The 16,626-nt window shown below is 60.7% G+C and carries 11 protein-coding genes and 1 pseudogene; 4 read left to right on the top strand and 8 right to left on the bottom strand.

What is annotated here, in order from left to right; translation table 11 throughout:
- Positions 1 to 5 precede the first annotated feature (5 nt).
- The 5 genes and pseudogenes from ACX3YD_RS24325 to ACX3YD_RS24305 form a co-directional block, all read right to left on the bottom strand.
- Positions 6 to 1,337: an IS4 family transposase gene (locus tag ACX3YD_RS24325; RefSeq protein WP_458959474.1), complete on the bottom strand. Its 1,332-nt coding sequence runs from the start codon at positions 1,335 to 1,337 to the stop codon at positions 6 to 8.
- A gap of 150 nt (positions 1,338 to 1,487) precedes the next feature.
- Complete coding sequence (locus ACX3YD_RS24320; RefSeq protein ID WP_448647693.1) at positions 1,488 to 2,351, bottom strand: methyl-accepting chemotaxis protein; 864 nt, start codon at positions 2,349 to 2,351, stop codon at positions 1,488 to 1,490.
- A pseudogene (locus tag ACX3YD_RS24315) lies at positions 2,346 to 2,573 on the bottom strand (HAMP domain-containing protein); the annotation flags it as partial. The gene ACX3YD_RS24320 and the pseudogene ACX3YD_RS24315, both read right to left, overlap by 6 nt.
- A gap of 987 nt (positions 2,574 to 3,560) precedes the next feature.
- Entirely contained in the window at positions 3,561 to 4,946 is a 1,386-nt protein-coding gene (locus ACX3YD_RS24310; protein ID WP_458961238.1) for an aminotransferase-like domain-containing protein, read from the bottom strand.
- 269 nt (positions 4,947 to 5,215) lie between these two features.
- Positions 5,216 to 5,977 carry an SDR family oxidoreductase gene (locus ACX3YD_RS24305; RefSeq protein WP_047526912.1) on the bottom strand — a complete coding sequence of 254 codons (762 nt, stop codon included), beginning with the start codon at positions 5,975 to 5,977 and terminating at the stop codon, positions 5,216 to 5,218.
- Between the two features lie 236 nt (positions 5,978 to 6,213).
- Here ACX3YD_RS24305 and ACX3YD_RS24300 point away from each other — a divergent pair, with 236 nt between their 5' ends.
- The gene (locus ACX3YD_RS24300; protein ID WP_103406872.1) at positions 6,214 to 7,218 is read left to right on the top strand and encodes an NADP-dependent oxidoreductase; all 1,005 of its coding nucleotides are present in this window, start codon (positions 6,214 to 6,216) and stop codon (positions 7,216 to 7,218) included.
- Between the two features lie 69 nt (positions 7,219 to 7,287).
- Here the strand turns inward: ACX3YD_RS24300 and pyrF are convergent, their stop codons facing one another.
- Entirely contained in the window at positions 7,288 to 7,986 is a 699-nt protein-coding gene (gene pyrF, locus ACX3YD_RS24295) for an orotidine-5'-phosphate decarboxylase (protein WP_178083177.1), read from the bottom strand.
- 293 nt (positions 7,987 to 8,279) lie between these two features.
- Here pyrF and ACX3YD_RS24290 point away from each other — a divergent pair, with 293 nt between their 5' ends.
- From ACX3YD_RS24290 to xopAW, 3 genes are all read left to right on the top strand, one after another.
- Positions 8,280 to 9,038, top strand: a complete 759-nt coding sequence (locus ACX3YD_RS24290) for a response regulator (protein ID WP_047526906.1) — start codon at positions 8,280 to 8,282, stop codon at positions 9,036 to 9,038.
- On the top strand, positions 9,038 to 10,084 hold the full coding sequence (locus tag ACX3YD_RS24285) for a sensor histidine kinase (protein WP_458961237.1): 1,047 nt from the start codon (positions 9,038 to 9,040) through the stop codon (positions 10,082 to 10,084). The genes ACX3YD_RS24290 and ACX3YD_RS24285 overlap by 1 nt, the downstream gene beginning before the upstream one ends.
- Before the next feature lie 173 nt (positions 10,085 to 10,257).
- A complete protein-coding gene (xopAW, locus tag ACX3YD_RS24280) occupies positions 10,258 to 11,103 on the top strand; it encodes a XopAW family type III secretion system calcium-binding effector (protein WP_458961236.1) in 846 nt (281 codons plus the stop codon).
- Positions 11,104 to 11,177: 74 nt separating this feature from the next.
- Here xopAW and ACX3YD_RS24275 read toward each other — a convergent pair whose 3' ends face one another.
- Positions 11,178 to 12,299: a beta-ketoacyl-ACP synthase III gene (locus tag ACX3YD_RS24275; protein WP_103406827.1), complete on the bottom strand. Its 1,122-nt coding sequence runs from the start codon at positions 12,297 to 12,299 to the stop codon at positions 11,178 to 11,180.
- 310 nt (positions 12,300 to 12,609) lie between these two features.
- A complete protein-coding gene (hrpA, locus tag ACX3YD_RS24270) occupies positions 12,610 to 16,521 on the bottom strand; it encodes an ATP-dependent RNA helicase HrpA (protein ID WP_458961235.1) in 3,912 nt (1,303 codons plus the stop codon).
- Between the last annotated feature and the right edge of the window lie 105 nt (positions 16,522 to 16,626).

The following is a 16,626-nucleotide window of genomic DNA, read 5'->3' as shown; positions in this document are numbered from 1 at the left end:
GCTGTTCACTTAAGTGGAGCAGCCTTACGGTCTACTGGAAATCGGGTTTTTGAGATCTTCACCGTCCTTGGCCTCGAAGGCCTTGGACGGTGATCCAGAAACAATCCTCCAATACCTGCCCTTAACTCTGCCAAGCGTCTCCCTGTGGCTGAAATCGGGTTGGCCGCTGCCATCACAATCAATTGCACCGCGATGTACTGACAAGCCGGTTTGAAACGGATGTCCGAGGGCGCTCGGCCAAACGCCACCGCTGCCTGACTGGCTTCCCGACGAATTACGTTGTAAGCCAGCAAAAGTCCCCACACCTCCTGATAAATCAGCTCGACTTTTTTGCTGCGCAAGGTCATGGCGTTCTGTTGCATCGAACTCTTGATGTCTCTGAAGCCCAGCTCGATCTCCCAGCGTTCCTGATAAAGCTTGGCCACGGCTTTGGCGTTGTAGGTGTCAACCGGCAAGGACGTCATGACGGTCTTCACCTTGCCTTGAATTTCATAGCTGACTTCACGTACCTCCCAGTGCGATGGAAGGGCCGGATTTCGCTTTCTGGCCTGCGGCGAGACTTTCATGCGCACCAAACGATCATGCTGGCTGTAGCGGGTCACTTCTTCGCAGACCAGTCCTTTTTTTGCCGGGATCAACCAGTGACGGTTGCTACCCGCGCTGCTCAGACTCGACAGCAGCTCGGCGCCCCAGAACCCTTTGTCGAACAGCGTCACCGAGTGGTCGGGAATCTGCTGCAAAAACTCGTCGGCCAAGCGCATTTCACTGCGTCGGTAAGGGCTCAATTGCGCATCCAGGATCACATGCGAACGCACATTCATCAGCGCCACCAGACGCAGCATGGGAAACGGTGTCTGGCGCTCACTCGGAGTATTTCCCGACCCGAAGTGGTCCCGAAGCTCGGGCGTATCCGGGGTGCGTAAAAGTGCACCGTCCACCGCGAATACCTGCAGGTCGTGCCAGGCATCATCGTCGTAGCGCTCTGCCCCCCATTGAGTACCGGTCTTGCGAAACAGCCACTCAACAGGATCGGCACCGAGCCGCTTTCGCGCCTCGGTCACACCGCTGCGGGCCAACAAGTGGTCAGAAGCCAGACCTTGGGCGCAGATATTCAGGCGTCTGGCCACTTCGTGAACGGGCTCATCTCGAAATAGCGCCATCCCCAAGACCAACCAAAGCACTTGATCAGCGGGCAGACGACGCCGGCGAATGGTCGCCTGACTCGACAAATCCAGTGCAGACGCTACCCATTCAAGGGGAATGTTTTGAGTAAAAGTGCTCAGGTCGCAGAAGTTGAAAAGGTCGCCGAGGTCGAGCAGGTCCTGTTGAACAGACATAAAAAATCCGATGCCAGAGGTCTGGCATCGGATTTTCGATGAAGCCCGGTTTGGACTCAAATGCTTAAGTGAACAGCATTACCGTGAAAGGTGGCTTTTTTTGGTTCATGTTCCGGGGAGCAGGGATGACGCATTACCTGCAGGAGCCCCTCAGAGCCTGAAATGCCCCACCATCCCCTTAAGCTCAACCCCCAACTGCGCCAGCTCGATACTGGACGCCGCATTCCCCTGCATCGCCAACGAAGACTGATCCGCACTGGCACGAATACTCGTGACACTGCGGTTGATCTCCTCGGCCACGGAACTCTGCTCCTCGGCAGCGGCGGCGATCTGCTGGTTCATCTGCTGAATCAAGGACACCGCCGAGGCAATGCTGCCGAGCGCACTCTCGGTCTGCAGCGCATCGCTCACCGCCAGCTTCACCAGCTCGCCACTGCTCTGAATCTGTTGCACCGATGCCTGTGCTGCCGTACGCAAAGCGCTGACCAGCCGTTCTATCTCTTCGGTCGATTGTTGGGTGCGCTTGGCCAGAGCCCGCACTTCATCGGCCACCACCGCAAACCCCCTGCCCTGCTCCCCGGCCCGCGCCGCCTCGATGGCAGCGTTGAGCGCCAGCAGGTTGGTCTGCTCAGCCACACTCTTGATGACACTGAGCACAGTGCCGATGTTCTGGATTTCCGCACTCAGGCTTTCGATGCTGGAACTGGCCGAGGTGGCCGAGTCCGCCAATTGCTCGATCCGCGCCATGCTCTGGCGCACCACCTGTTGCCCACTTTCAACCTTGCCGTCGGCCGTTTGCGCGGCTTGCGCAGCCTCTTCCGCGTTGCGTGCTACGTCGTGCACGGTAGCGGTCATCTGATTCATGGCCGTGGCGACCTGCTCGGTTTCTTCCTTTTGGCTGCTGACTTCGAGGTTGGTCTGCTCCGTCACGGCGGACAGCGATTGCGCTGACGTTGCCAGTTGCTCGATCCCGGCCTGCAAGCCGCTGACGATATGGCTCAGCCCTTCCCCCATCTGCTGCATGGCCTGCATCAATTGACCGATCTCGTCGCGGCGAGTCACCTCGACCGTGGCGCTCAAATCCCCCGAGGCGATCTGCTGCGCCACACGGATCACACTGCGCAGCGGGCCCACGATCAAGCGGGTAATCACCCAGGCCGCCACCAGCCCGACCAGCAACGCCAGTGCCGAGGAACCGATGATCAACAGCGAGTTCTTTTTCAGTTCGGCCTGCATCGACTGATCTTCGGCCGCATAGGCCTGGTCCACTCGCGCCACCACTTGGTCAGCCCGTTGATGCAGCTGCTGGTAGACGGTCTTTTCCTGCTCCAGCAGTCCGGTGTACTCAGCGAGCTTGTCACTGAAACTGGCGATGTGACCGGTCACTTCATTGAGCACGGTACGGTAGCCTTCATCCTTGACCGAGGTTTTAAGCTGCTCGGCCTGGGTCAGTGCTTGACTGGCCTGTTCGATCTTGCCCTGCCCCGCGCTGTCGTCACCCTTGCGGCTCTGGTCCAGACGCACACGGGCTTCATTCATGGCTTGCAGCATCAAGCGCGACACCTGGCTGACTTGACTGGCTTGTTCGATGAACTGCGCGCCGTCCTTGCCTTCGGAGTCCTTCAAGGTATAGGCGCCGTCATCGGCGAGACCGGACTGCAGCACATCAAGATTGTTGGCCACGCTGGACACCGACCAACTGGCCATTTCCAGCGCCAGGTCCTTGGCCTGACTGAGCGAAACGAACTCGTCGAAAGCCTTGCGGTAAGCCCCCAGGGACTGCTCGACGTCCGTCATGACCGGCACATTGGCCGCCGACTGCGCCTTGAGCTGGGTAGCCAGGGCGATCAGCCCATCGACCCCTTCGTGCAAGGCATCGGCGGTTTTCGGATTACCGCGCAAGGCGTATTCCTGCTCCAGCAGTCGCACCTTCAACAAACCGCTGTTGAGCAATGACATCTGCTTGAGCCCGTCGAAACGATGACTGATGGTTTGCAGGGACCAGACGCCGATACCCGCAACCAGGGCGGTCAACAACAGCACCAGCACAAACCCGATACCCAGTTTTTTTGCCATCCCGAGGTTGGCAAAACGTCCTTGCACGGCCGAAATCATTGCACTTAGTCCCCTGCCAGAATCAATAGACGCAGATTCGCAACGGGCCTGTAGCAACACAAGTCTCTGGCGTCGGAATAATGGCAAAAAGCTACGCCCACGTCGTTTTCAGAACGCTTGAGGTCGATCCGGAGCGGTGGACTGAAAAAAAGCCCTGGCTTGCGGATCACAGGCAAAGGCCACATTGATGCGTTGCCAGTCATTGGCCGCACCGCTGGGGCTGAAGGCCGTCTTCGATGACAGCAAGACACCAAAGCGCTGCGCCTGGGTCCGCACATGAGCGTAGTCGGACATCCGTGATCGCGCCCAGATGAACAGGCCACCGACGGGCTTACCGAACACCTCCCAGTCAGCGTCTTCGAGCAACTGTAACGCCGCCAGCCTGTGACCGTTCAAGCGCTGGCGCTGGCGTTGCACCAACTTACGGTATGCGCCGTTGGCCAACAGACAGGCCAGCACCGATTCACCAAACAGCGACGTTCCCATGCTGCTGATCATCTTGACCTGCGCCAGTCGCGCAATCGCCTCGACACCCGCCACCACAAAGCCGACCCGCAGAGAACTGCTGAGGGTCTTGGAGTAACTGCCAACATAGAGCACACCGTCATCCAGCGCAGCCAGCCGAACACCGGGGCCACAGTGCAGGTCCGCATAGACATCATCCTCGATGACCAGCACGCCATGCTTGTTCGCCAACTGCAGCACTTGCAGCGCCACTTTTGGCGCCAGGCTGCTGCCCGTCGGGTTGTGGCAGAAACTATTGATGAACACTCCACGCGGCTGATGCTTGAGCAACAGCGTCTCCAGCGCTGTGACGTCCGGACCACAGGGGGTTCGCGGCATTTCGAGCAAGTTCACCCCGTGCAGCCTGAGCAGATCGAACAGCAGGGGATAACCGGGACTTTCCACCACTGCACAATCGCCCGGCTTGAAGAAGGTTCGCACGATCAGGTCCAAGCCCTGACTCGCACCCGTGGTGGTCAGGATTCGACTGTCGTCCACCTTGATATCCAGTTTGTTCAGGCGCTTGAGGATCTGTTGGCGCAGGAAGGGCAAGCCCAGCGGCGTGCTGTAGTTGAACAACCCGGCCATGTCGGTACGACTGACCTCGCGGATTGCGTAACTCAGGTCGTCCGTCTCGCGCCAGCTTTCGGGCAGTCCACCGCAACCCAGTTTCAACTCGCCCAATAACGAGCCTTGATTGATTTGTGTCCCTTCTAACCATGATGCGCCCTGTTGCCCCTGACCGGCCGAGTGCACAGCGGCGACGAAAAAAACGCTGCCATGACGCGACACCAGTACACCTTGCGCCACCAGACGTTCGCAGGCCTCAACGACACTTGATTGACTGAGCAGATTGATTCGCGCGATTTGCCGCACCGAAGGCAAACGTACGCCCGGCGGCACACCGTTACAACGAAGCCAGCAGGTCAGTGCATCGACAATTTGCTGCACAATCGGCACCAAAGCCTGTCGATCGATTCTCAACTCCATGAGCAAGCAAACTCCTGTTCGTTTTGCAGGAGCAGTTAATCACAGGAGCGCGCGATGGAATGTGCGACAACGCCGCCAAAATCCTCGGTTCTAACGATTTGAAACATATCGCCCGGCCTTTGGCGGAACCTGAGGCCAATGAAAAACCGGTGGGCAAACTCGCTCGCCATCAGGGTGCGCCAGGCAACACAAATGTCGACTGACACTTCCTGGTCGCGAGCAGGCTCGCTTCCACCGGTTTGGAGTGGTGTGTTGAAAAAAATCCGGCCTTAAAAAGCCGTGACACCGCCATCCACGGCCAACGAGTGCCCGGTGGTGAACGCCGCGCCGTCGCTGCACAGGTACAACACCGCACTGGCGATTTCCTCGACCTTGCCAATGCGACCGACCGGGTGCATGGCATTGGCGAACTCGCCTTTCTTTGGATCGGCCTCATAAGCGCGGCGGAACATGTCGGTGTCGATCACCGCCGGGCACACCGCGTTGACCCGGATCTTTTTCTTGGCGTATTCAATGGCCGCCGATTTGGTCAGACCGATTACCGCGTGCTTCGAAGCCGCGTAGATGCTCATCTTCGGCGCCGCTCCGAGGCCAGCCACCGACGCCGTGTTGACGATCGCACCGCCACCCTGGGCCAGCAGCAACGGCAACTGGTATTTCATGCACAGCCAGACGCCTTTGACATTGACGCCCATGATCGCGTCGAACTCGTCGATCGTGCCTTCAGCCAGTTTGCCCTTCTCGATCTCGATACCGGCATTGTTGAAGGCATAGTCGAGACGGCCGTAGGTATTCACTACCTCATCCATCAGGTTTTTCACATCGCTTTCCACGGTGACGTTGCAGCGCACGAACGTCGCTTCGCCGCCCGCCGTACGAATCAGCGCCACCGTGCCCTCGCCCCCCGCCGTGTCCATATCGGCCACCACCACCTTCAAGCCTTCGGCGGCGAATGCCTGGGCGGTCGCGCGGCCGATACCATTGGCCGCGCCCGTGACGACGGCGACCTTGCCGGAAAAGGTCATGCTCATTGTTATGTCCTCGAAGAGAGATGTGCGGGAGATCGTGTTTGCCCAGTCTAGCCATAGCGGTCCCGGGCACGGCAGCACTATCAAGAGGCCAGTTGCCAGCCCATGAGTGGCAGTGATGGAACAGCCGTACCAACTATCACTGCACTGGATCGGCCTGCATTCGCCGCATCAGCCGAACTTGCGGCAATGCACTTGAGGGGCTATCAACAAGGCTTCATTCATCTTGAGTGCCTGTCATGACTACCCAGACCAATCGCCAGTTCCTGCTCGCCAAACGCCCCGTAGGCCCGGCAACCCGCGAGACGTTCACCTATCAGGAAGTACCGGTCGGCGAGCCGGCTGCGGGTCAGATCCTGGTCAAAAACGAATACCTGTCCCTCGACCCGGCCATGCGTGGCTGGATGAACGAAGGCAAGTCCTACATCCCGCCGGTGGGCCTGGGTGAAGTCATGCGCGCCTTGGGTGTAGGCAAGGTCGTTGCCTCGAACAATCCCGGGTTTGCGGTCGGGGACTACGTCAACGGTGCCCTGGGTGTGCAGGATTACTTCCTCGGCGAACCGCGCGGTTTCTACAAGGTCGATCCGAAACTGGCACCGCTGCCGCGCTACTTGTCCGCCCTGGGCATGACCGGCATGACCGCTTACTTCGCCCTGCTCGACGTCGGCGCCCCGAAGGCCGGTGACACCGTGGTGTTGTCAGGCGCGGCCGGCGCGGTGGGCAGCATTGCCGGGCAAATCGCCAAGATCAAAGGTTGTCGGGTGGTCGGCATCGCCGGCGGTGCGGATAAATGCCAGTTCCTGATCGATGAACTGGGCTTCGACGGCGCCATCGACTACAAGAACGAAGACGTCATCGCCGGGCTCAAACGCGAATGCCCGAAAGGCGTCGACGTGTATTTCGATAACGTCGGTGGCGACATTCTCGACGCGGTGCTGAGCCGCTTGAACCTGAAGGCGCGGGTGGTGATCTGCGGCGCCATCAGCCAGTACAACAACAAGGAAGCGGTCAAAGGCCCGGCGAACTACCTGTCGCTGCTGGTCAATCGCGCGCGCATGGAAGGCTTTGTGGTGATGGACTACGCCGCACAGTTCGCCGCCGCCGGACAGGAAATGGCCGGCTGGATGGCCAAGGGGCAGCTCAAGAGCAAGGAAGACATCGTCGAAGGACTGGAAACGTTCCCGGAGACGCTGATGAAGTTGTTCAGCGGGGAGAATTTCGGGAAATTGGTGCTGAAGGTTTAACCCAGCGCTTGAAATGACCTCAAAACAACGGTGGGAGCGAGCAGGCTCGCTCCCACCGCTTCAGCGGTATTAGGCGAGTTCGGCCACCACCGAAGCCAACGCCTTCGCCGGATCAGCCGCCTGGCTGATCGGACGGCCGATCACCAGGTAGTCGGAACCGGCGTCCAGTGCCTGGCGCGGGGTCAGGATGCGGCGCTGATCGTCCTGGGAACTGCCCGCCGGACGAATGCCCGGTGTCACCAGCTTCAACGACGGATGTGCCGACTTCAGGGCCTGGGCTTCCAGCGCCGAGCACACCAGACCGTCCATCCCGGCTTTTTCCGCCAGCGCGGCCAGGCGCAGGACCTGCTCCTGCGGCTCGATATCCAGGCCGATACCCGCCAGGTCCTCACGCTCCATGCTGGTCAACACGGTCACGCCGATCAACAGCGGTTGCGGGCCAGTGCGCTTGTCCAGCACTTCACGGCAGGCCGCCATCATGCGCAGGCCACCGGAGCAATGCACGTTGACCATCCACACGCCCATCTCCGCAGCGGCCTTGACGGCCATGGCGGTGGTGTTGGGAATATCATGGAATTTGAGGTCCAGGAACACGTCGAAACCCTTGTCGCGCAGGGTGCCGACGATTTCCGATGCGCAGCTGGTGAACAGTTCTTTACCGACTTTGACCCGGCACAGTTTCGGGTCCAACTGATCGGCCAGCTTCAGTGCGGCGTCACGGGTAGGGAAATCCAGGGCGACGATGATAGGAGTCTGGCAGGCGGACATGAGTGGGCTCTCAGGCAAGTCGAAATCGGCGCGCATTGTAGCGGAAGCAGCGCCACTGCGGGACCCGATGATCGGTAAATCGTCGAGAACGCTCACGCAATCCTAGCCGCTGGCCCAATTGTGTCGAGCCCGGTACATACACGACACGTCCACAACACCCTTGCCCGCTACCCTCGGCAGCCGCAACACGTCCTTACAGCACTTCCCGCCCCCGGGCCGGACGCCTATGCTGGAGCCACAACCTCGCCGCCTATCTTTGTGGTTGGCAGCCTACCTGGCAGATAATCGCACGCATGCACAGCACCCAAGCCCCCTTGAACGACGATCAAAAAGCGCCCGGCGACGACAAACGCTGGAGCATTCGCGCCCTGATCGTCGACGATGACGTCCCGATCCGCGAACTGATGATCGACTACCTGGCCCGGTTCAACATCCATGCCAGCGGCGTCACCGATGGCGCCGCCATGCGCCTGGCGATGCAAGCGGAACATTTTGATGTGGTAGTGCTCGACCTGATGCTGCCCGGCGAAGACGGTCTGTCGCTGTGCCGCTGGCTACGTGCCGAGTCAGACATCCCGATTCTGATGCTCACCGCCCGCTGCGAACCCACCGACCGGATCATCGGCCTGGAACTGGGTGCCGACGACTACATGGCCAAACCGTTCGAACCCCGGGAACTGGTGGCGCGCATCCAGACCATCCTGCGCCGGGTGCGTGACGACCGCACCGAACAACGGGCCAATATCCGTTTCGACAACTGGCGCTTGAACAGCGTGCTGCGCCAGTTGATCGCGGCCGATGGCTTGGTCGTTCCGCTGTCCAACGCCGAGTTCCGCCTGTTGTGGGTGTTCATCGAACGCCCGCGCCGGGTCCTGAGCCGTGAACAGCTGCTGGACGCCGCTCGCGGCCGTTCGATCGAAGCCTTCGATCGCAGCATTGACCTGCTGGTGTCGCGACTGCGGCAAAAACTGGGCGACGATCCCAAAGCGCCGCAACTGATCAAGACCGTGCGCGGCGAGGGTTATCTGTTCGACGCCAGAGACATCGGCTGATGCGCGGGCGCTTCGATACGCTCTTCGGCCGCCTGTTCGGCGTGCTGTTGGTGGCGATCATCCTGGCGCACCTGCTGGCTTTTGCCTGGTTTCACTACTACAGTCCGCCGCCCCCACCTCCGCCGGCCTTTTCCGAAGATTTCGGCGGACAACGTCCGGCACCAGACCCGCGTTTCGAAAAACGGCCACCGCGGCCGTGGTTCGGCGGGCCGTTGGTGCCGCTGACCTTTCAGTTGATCTCGCTGATCGTTGCCGCCTGGTATGGCGCCAAATTGTTGAGCCGCCCCATCAAGCGCCTCAGTGACGCGGCCGAACGCTTGAGCGAGAACCTCGACAGCCCGCCACTGGAAGAGTCCGGCCCCCTGGAAGCGCGCCAGGCGGCACAGACCTTCAACAAGATGCAGCGGCGCATCATTGAGCAAATGAAACAGCGCTCGCGCATGCTCGGCGCGGTATCCCACGACCTGCGCACCCCGCTGTCACGGCTCAAGCTGCGACTGGAACAGATCGACGACGATAAGTTGCAAGGCCAGATGCGTCAGGACCTGGACGACATGATCAGCATGCTCGACGCCACCCTCACCTACCTGCATGAACAACGCACCAGTGAAGCACCGCAATGGATGGACGTGCAGGCGCTGATTGAGTCCCTGAGCGAAAACGCCCAGGACCAGGGCGCCGACGTCCAGGCCAGCGGTCATTGCGCGCCGCTGCAGGTGCAGCCGATGGCCTTGCGCTCATGCCTCAACAACCTGATGGACAACGCCCTGCGTTACGCCGGGCAAGCGCTGATCAGCCTCGAGGACCACCGTGAACAGTTGATCGTCCGGGTCATCGACCATGGGCCGGGAATCGCGGCGGAGAAACGCGAAGCGGTGTTCGAACCGTTCTTTCGCCTGGAAGGTTCGCGCAATCGCAATTCCGGCGGCGTGGGCCTGGGCATGACCATCGCCCGCGAGGCCGCGGAACGGATGGGAGGGCAGCTTAGCCTGGAGGAGACCCCGGGCGGCGGCCTGACCGCGGTCATTCGCCTGCCGCGTACTTGAAGATTCGAGCTGCTCCCACTGGGTTCAGTGATCCACCTTCAGAGTTCAGTGTTGGCCTGATGCTTGTGCATGTGTACTGACCGCTACAAACCCCACATACCCACGACAACATGCCCCTTGAGTCTGCATAAACCGGTACACCCACCGGTTTTCCATTCCAGGGAGTGAGTCCAATGATTGGTAGCGTCAGCAATTACACGAGCTATACCGGTACCAGCAGTACCACCACCAGCAACGCCCGTTCGCAACAGTTCCAGAAAGAACTGCTCGCCAAACTCGACACCAACACTGATGGCTCGGTGGGTCAGGATGAGCTCAAGAGTGCGCTGTCGCAGAAAAGCAATGACGGCCTGCTGGTCAGCCTGAGCAAGAATTTTTCCAATCTGGACAGCGACAACAGTGGCAGTCTGAGCAGCGAAGAGATGGCCGCCATGGCCCCTCCACCACCACCGGATAAGTCGACGGATCAGGCGCCGAACACAGAACTGGCCGATGCCGTGATCAGTGCCCTGGATGCCGACGGCAACGGCACCATCAGTAGCGACGAACTGAGCAACGGCCTGACCAGCGCGGGCAGCAGCGCCGACAGCAGCCAGATTTTCTCGGCCCTGGACAAGAATCAGGACGGCACCGTCAGCAAGGACGAATTGGCTGCCAGCCTGACTCCACAGCCGCCACAGCAAGCGTCCAGTGATGAACTGTTCAGCAGCCTCGACGCCGACAGCGATGGCAGCGTCAGCGGCAGCGAACTCACCAGTGCATTACAGGCCGGTCATTCATCGACCAGCAGTGACACCAGCGCCGCCTTGCTCAAGGCGTTGGACAGCGACAGCAGTGGCGGCGTCAGCCGCGATGAGCTCAAGGCCGCCCTGCAAGCCGGCCGCGAGCAAAGCAGCGACAGCACCACGGCTCAATCGACCACCAGCGAGGCGCTGAACAAAATGATTGCCAACCTGAGCAAGCAGTATTCGCTCGACAAGGTGGCGAGCGTGGGCAAATACCTGAACGTCGCGACCTGAAGTTCTATCCGAAACAAAAGTGGGAGCTATCGCCGCCAGGCTAGCTCCCACAGGTTTTCGGCTGGGCCGCTAACTCAGCGCTTGCGCAGAATCACGCTACCGATCGAGTAACCGGCGCCGAACGAGCTGAGCACCGCCAGTGAACCGGCGGGCAGATCGTCCTGGTTCTTGTGGAATGCAATCACGGAACCTGCGGAGCTGGTGTTGGCGTACGTGTCGAGAATCACCGGCGCTTCCTGTTCGGTCGCATCACGACCGAGCAATTTCTTGACGATCAAGTGGTTCATGCTCAGGTTGGCCTGGTGCAGCCAGAAGCGCTTCACGTCGCTGACGTTCAGCTTGTTCTCTTCCAGGTGAGCCGCAACCAGTTCGGCCACCATCGGGCAAACGTCGCGGAATACCTTGCGGCCTTCCTGGACGAACAGTTTGTCCCTGGCACCGATGCCCTCTTCCGCAGCGCGGTTGAGGAAGCCGAAGTTATTGCGGATGTTGTTGGAGAACTTGGTCAGCAGCTTGGTGCTGACAATGTCGAACTGGTAGGGAGACGTGGCCAGATCGGCACGTTCGATGATCACGGCGGTCGCGGCATCGCCGAAAATGAAGTGACTGTCGCGGTCGCGGAAATTGAGGTGGCCGGTGCAGACTTCAGGGTTGACCATCAGGATCGCCCGGGCCTGGCCCACCTGGATGCTGTTGGCGGCGGTCTGGATGCCGAAGGTCGCCGAAGAACACGCGACATTCATGTCGAAACCGAAGCCCTGGATGCCCAGCGCTTCCTGAACTTCGATGGCAATCGCGGGATAAGCGCGCTGCAGGTTGGAGCAGGCGACGATCACGCCGTCGATGTCCGCCGCTGTTTTACCCGCTCGTTGCAACGCTTGTTCAGCGGCGCCGATGGCCATCTGGCACAGCACCGACCATTCGTCGTTCGACCGCTCCGGCAGGCGTGGTGCCATGCGCTGCGGATCAAGGATGCCCTCCTTGTCCATGACATAGCGGCTCTTGATGCCTGAGGCTTTTTCGATAAACGCGGCACTGGACTCGGTCAATGCTTCGACTTCACCACGCGCGATGGCGTCAGCGTTGTCGGCATTGAATTGCGCCACATAGGTATTGAAAGACTGCACCAGCTCTTCGTTGGAGATGCTGTTAGCCGGTGTGTACAGGCCGGTGCCGCTGATGACGACGTTATGCATGGTCGTGTCTCTATCTGTTCAGGCAGAAAGTATTGGCACCGTCGTACCAATACACAAAGGGATTGTTCCAGTCACAGGAAGCAAACCTGGCATCGCTTTATTCCGTACCGCCTGAACCTTAAAGGCTCAAAACAGCGGGGCCGGCGTTTATAGGCGCGAAGTTTGCCATAAACCTTGGGTTTTGGCCCCTTTTTGCTGGATCAGGAACCACTGACACAACACTTGACCTGTGGGAGCGGGCTTGCCCGCGAAGACGGCGGCACAGGCAACATCATCGCCACTGACAAGCCGCTCCCACAGGTATTCGGTTCTATGGCTCGACCTGGCTCCACTGCTTGCTCAAGCGTTTGTCGGAAATCGGCACCTTGGTTCCCAATTGCTGGGCGAACAGCGAAACCCGGTATTCCTCCAGCCACCAGCGATACAGCTCCAGTTGCGGATCGCGCTTGCCTTCCTGGGCGTGCTTGTTGGCGCGGGTCTGGTATTGCGTCCACAGGCCGGACAATTCGCCGCTCCAGACCCGATCCCGCTGCACCTGAGCGCCGATTTTCTCGAAACGTTGCTCGACCGCTTTCAGATATCGCGGCAACTCCTTGAGCCATTGCATCGGCGTTTCCCGGACAAACCCCGGATACACCAGATGGCTGAGCTGCTGCTTGATGTCGTTGAGGGCCACGGCTTGCGCCAGGTCGATCTTGCCCTTGAAGCGCTTTTGCAGACCATGCCAGAGCTTGAGGATTTCCAGGGTCAGCCTGGCCAGACGCTCGGCATGCTCGGTCCAGGCCCCACGCTTGCGCTCGGCCAATGATGCGAGCGCAGCGCCATCCCGGGGTAACGGGTCTTCACCTTCGAGAATGCAGCTGTCGAGACTGGCCAGCAGGATGTCTTCCACCAGGCTGTCGACACGCCCCATGTCGCGGTACATCAACCCCAGTTCGGTCAGCCCCGGCAACTTGCCGCGAAGGAACTTCGCCGGTTCCGCCAGTTGCTGCATCAACAAACGCTGCAAGGCCCGGCGATGCTGGAACTCGGCTTCGGCCGGCGTCGAGAAGCGCCCTTCCTTGACCGTGCCCGCCTCTTCCACCAACGCCGGATACACCGTCATCGACAGCCCGGCGATCTTCTGCTGGGTTTTCTCCGCGACCGCGGCAAACACCTTCGGCTCGACCGGTTGTTGGCTTTTCGCCGATTGCGGGACGGCCAACGCGGCCTGGCTGGCTTCGGCGAAACGCGCGGTGAGCTCGGCCAGATCACGGCCTTCACCGAGGAACTTGCCCTGGGCGTCGACGATTTCCAGGTTCATGCGCAAATGGCTTTCGACCTGCTGCGCCGCCTCGGCCCAGGCTTCATCACTGACCCGGGCACCGGTCATGCGCAGCAGCTCGCGGCCCAACGCCTGGGGCAAGGAGCCCTCGGCGAAGGTCATGCGCTGCAAGGCTGCCTTGATGAAGTCCGGCACCGGCACGAAATTCTTGCGCAACGCCTTGGGCAGGTTACGCACCAGGGCAATGCATTTGGCTTCGATCACACCCGGCACCAACCACTCCAGGCGCTCCGGTGGCAGCATCGGCAACAGCGGCGCCGGCACACGCAGGGTCACGCCGTCGCGCGGATGGTTCGGCTCGAAGTGATAACTCAGCGCCAGTTCCAGATCACCGATGTGCAGGGTGTCCGGGTAGTGCTGGGCAGTGACTTCACTGGCCTCGCGGGCCAGCACGTCCTCTTCGCGCATGATCAGCAACTGCGGGTTTTTCTGGCTGTTGATGCGGTACCAGCTGTCGAAGGTGGCGGTCTGATGTATCTCCGCCGGCAGTCGCGCGTCATAGAACGCGAACAGGGTTTCTTCATCGGCGAGGATATCGCGACGGCGGGCCTTGGCTTCCAGTTCGTCGAGCTGTTCCAGCAGTTCCTTGTTCGCGCTCAGGCACTTGGCCTTGGACTGAATCTCGCCGCGCACCAGCGCTTCACGGATAAACAGCTCGCGGGACACCACCGGGTCGACCGGGCCGTAATGCACCGGCCGGCGACCGACCACGATCAGCCCGAACAGGGTGATCTGTTCGAACGCCACGACCTGGCCGCGCTTTTTCTCCCAATGGGGTTCGAAGTGGTTTTTCTTGATCAGGTGTCCGGCCAGCGGCTCGATCCAGTCGGCATCGATCTTGGCCACCATGCGCGCGTAGAGCTTGGTGGTTTCCACCAGCTCAGCGGCCATCAGCCATTGCGGGCGCTTCTTGCCGATACCCGACGACGGATGAATCCAGAAACGCCGCTGACGAGCGCCCAGGTAGTCGCCGTCTTCGGTTTTCTGGCCGATCTGGCTGAGCAGGCCGACCAGCACGGCCTTGTGCAGTTTCGGATAGTCCGCCGGCTCTTTGTTGAGGCTCAACTGCATGTCGCGGCAGATCAGACTCAACTGACGATGGGAATCCCGCCATTCGCGCAGACGCAGGTAATTCAGGAAATTCTTGCGACACCAGTTACGCAACGGGCTGGCGGTCAGTGCCTGGCGCTGCTCTTCGAAACCACGCCACAGATTGACCAGCCCGGCGAAGTCCGAGTCCGCGTCTTTCCATTGCGCGTGGGCCTGATCCGCCGCTTGCTGGCGCTCCGGTGGACGTTCGCGCGGGTCCTGGATCGACATGGCGCTGGCGACGATCAGCACTTCCTGCAAACTGCCGAGCTTGGCCGCTTCGAGCAACATGCGGCCCATGCGCGGGTCCACCGGCAGCCGCGCCAGTTGCCGGCCAAGCGGGGTCAACTGGCTGTTGCGGTCCACCGCCGAGAGTTCTTGCAGCAGGTTGTAGCCGTCGCTGATGGCCTTGCCATCCGGCGGTTCGATAAACGGAAACGCGGTGACCTCGCCCAGGCGCAGGTGCAGCATCTGCAAAATAACCGCCGCGAGGTTGGTCCGCAGGATCTCCGGATCGGTAAATTCCGGACGCCCGAGAAAATCTTCTTCGCTGTACAGGCGCACGCAAATGCCCGGCTCGACCCGTCCGCAACGGCCCTTGCGCTGGTTGGCGCTGGCCTGGGAAATGGCTTCGATGGGCAGGCGCTGGACCTTGGCGCGATAGCTGTAGCGGCTGATGCGCGCGGTGCCGCTGTCGATCACGTAGCGAATGCCCGGCACCGTCAGCGAAGTTTCCGCAACGTTGGTGGCCAGGACCACGCGACGGCCAGGGTGCGACTGGAAAATCCGCTGCTGCTCGGCCGGTGACAGGCGTGCGTACAGCGGCAGAATCTCGGTGTGCTTGAGCTGGGCCTTGCGCAGCATGTCGGCGGCATCGCGAATTTCGCGCTCACCGGGCAAAAACACCAGCACGTCGCCAGGACTGCGGCGTTCGCTGCGTTCGTAAGCGGCGATTTCGTCGAGGGTGGCGAGGATCGCCTGATCCACGGTCAAGTCATCCTCGACGCGGTTGCCCTCTTCGTCTTGCTCCAGGGTCAGCGGGCGGTACCAGGTGTCCACCGGGAAGGTACGGCCAGACACCTCGACAATCGGCGCATCGTCGAAGTGTTTGGAGAAGCGCTCCAGGTCGATGGTCGCCGAAGTGATGATGACTTTCAGATCCGGGCGACGCGGCAGCAGGGTTTTCAGGTAACCGAGCAGGAAGTCGATGTTGAGACTGCGTTCGTGGGCTTCGTCGACGATGATCGTGTCGTAGCGTTCCAGATAACGGTCGTTCTGGGTTTCCGCCAGCAGGATGCCGTCGGTCATCAGCTTGATCAGGGTATTGGAATCGCTCTGATCCTCGAACCGCACCTGATAACCGACCAGCGCCCCCAATGGCGTGCCCAATTCCTCGGCGACGCGGCTGGCCACACTGCGCGCTGCGATTCGGCGCGGTTGGGTATGGCCGATCAAGCCATGCTGGCCACGACCGATTTCCAGGCAGATCTTCGGCAGCTGGGTGGTTTTACCCGAGCCGGTTTCGCCGGCAATGATCAGCACCTGATGCTTGAGCAATGCCTCCTTGATTTCGTCACGCTTGGCGGCGATCGGCAGGCTGTCGTCGTAACGAATCACCGGCAGGCTGGCCTTGCGCGCCAGCACCTGATCACAGGACGCCTGCATGCGGGTCACCCACTGGGCCAGCCTGGTCTCGTCGGGTTTCTTGCGCAGCTCAAGCAACTGCCGCCGCAGCCGGTGGCGGTCGGCGAGCATGGCGTGATCGAGGTTTTTCAGCAATTTGTCGATGGAGGGCGATTCGTCGGTCATCAGGTACGCAATTCAGTCGTCTAGTGGCGCAGGGCGGGGATTGTCGCAGATTTTACGACCGCTGCGCGGCCGATCGCGAGCAAGCTCGCTCCCACTGTAGATCGC

It is taken from the genome of Pseudomonas fluorescens group sp. PF-1, from assembly GCF_054481335.1.
Note: the sequence above shows the minus strand (reverse complement) of the source record. Positions and strands in the feature narration are given on the sequence as shown.

What these genes read in the sequence shown, in the direction of transcription:
- ACX3YD_RS24325 (WP_458959474.1), bottom strand. Translation starts at nt 1,337, where the DNA reads ATGTCTGTTCAACAGGACCTGCTCGACCTCGGCGACCTTTTCAACTTC.
- ACX3YD_RS24320 (WP_448647693.1), bottom strand. Translation starts at nt 2,351, where the DNA reads ATGGGGGAAGGGCTGAGCCATATCGTCAGCGGCTTGCAGGCCGGGATC.
- ACX3YD_RS24310 (WP_458961238.1), bottom strand. Translation starts at nt 4,946, where the DNA reads ATGGAGTTGAGAATCGATCGACAGGCTTTGGTGCCGATTGTGCAGCAA.
- ACX3YD_RS24305 (WP_047526912.1), bottom strand. Translation starts at nt 5,977, where the DNA reads ATGAGCATGACCTTTTCCGGCAAGGTCGCCGTCGTCACGGGCGCGGCC.
- ACX3YD_RS24300 (WP_103406872.1), top strand. Translation starts at nt 6,214, where the DNA reads ATGACTACCCAGACCAATCGCCAGTTCCTGCTCGCCAAACGCCCCGTA.
- pyrF (WP_178083177.1), bottom strand. Translation starts at nt 7,986, where the DNA reads ATGTCCGCCTGCCAGACTCCTATCATCGTCGCCCTGGATTTCCCTACC.
- ACX3YD_RS24290 (WP_047526906.1), top strand. Translation starts at nt 8,280, where the DNA reads ATGCACAGCACCCAAGCCCCCTTGAACGACGATCAAAAAGCGCCCGGC.
- ACX3YD_RS24285 (WP_458961237.1), top strand. Translation starts at nt 9,038, where the DNA reads ATGCGCGGGCGCTTCGATACGCTCTTCGGCCGCCTGTTCGGCGTGCTG.
- xopAW (WP_458961236.1), top strand. Translation starts at nt 10,258, where the DNA reads ATGATTGGTAGCGTCAGCAATTACACGAGCTATACCGGTACCAGCAGT.
- ACX3YD_RS24275 (WP_103406827.1), bottom strand. Translation starts at nt 12,299, where the DNA reads ATGCATAACGTCGTCATCAGCGGCACCGGCCTGTACACACCGGCTAAC.
- hrpA (WP_458961235.1), bottom strand. Translation starts at nt 16,521, where the DNA reads ATGACCGACGAATCGCCCTCCATCGACAAATTGCTGAAAAACCTCGAT.